Annotated in this window: 1 pseudogene; it reads left to right on the top strand. The window is 63.8% G+C overall.

Annotated elements, in window-relative coordinates:
- Positions 1–60: 60 nt before the first annotated feature.
- Positions 61–417, top strand: a pseudogene (locus AC1D0P_RS30525) (hypothetical protein); the annotation flags it as partial.

Below are 417 nucleotides of genomic sequence, written 5' to 3'. Positions count from 1 at the left end.
GCCTATCGCCGCAGCCACAAACTGGCCTCCAGCGACGGACAGCTCGTGAGCTCCCAGTTCATGACGCAGCTCAACAGCCAGATCGTCGCCGCCCAGTCGCGGCTGATCGCAGCGCAAGCCGCTTATGACGCCGTGGCCGCTGCCGGTCCCAATGCCGGCAGTTCCGATCCGGTCGCAGCTGCGGCCCTGGTCGCGCTGCGCAACAAGGCCGGCAATCTGCAGCAGCAGCTTGATGCCATGTCCATGACCTACGGCAAGCGTCATCCGGCTCTCGTGCAATTGCATGCCGAGCTCAACGCCGCCAATGCCCAGATCAAGGCCGAAGTGAACCGCATCCACGAAGCGGCGAAATCGACGCTCGACAAGGCGAAGTCGGGGCTTGATGGCCTGAACGCCAAGATGGACGATCTCAAGGGC

The organism is Polaromonas sp. P1_G2, from assembly GCF_056405515.1.
Note: the sequence above shows the minus strand (reverse complement) of the source record. Positions and strands in the feature narration are given on the sequence as shown.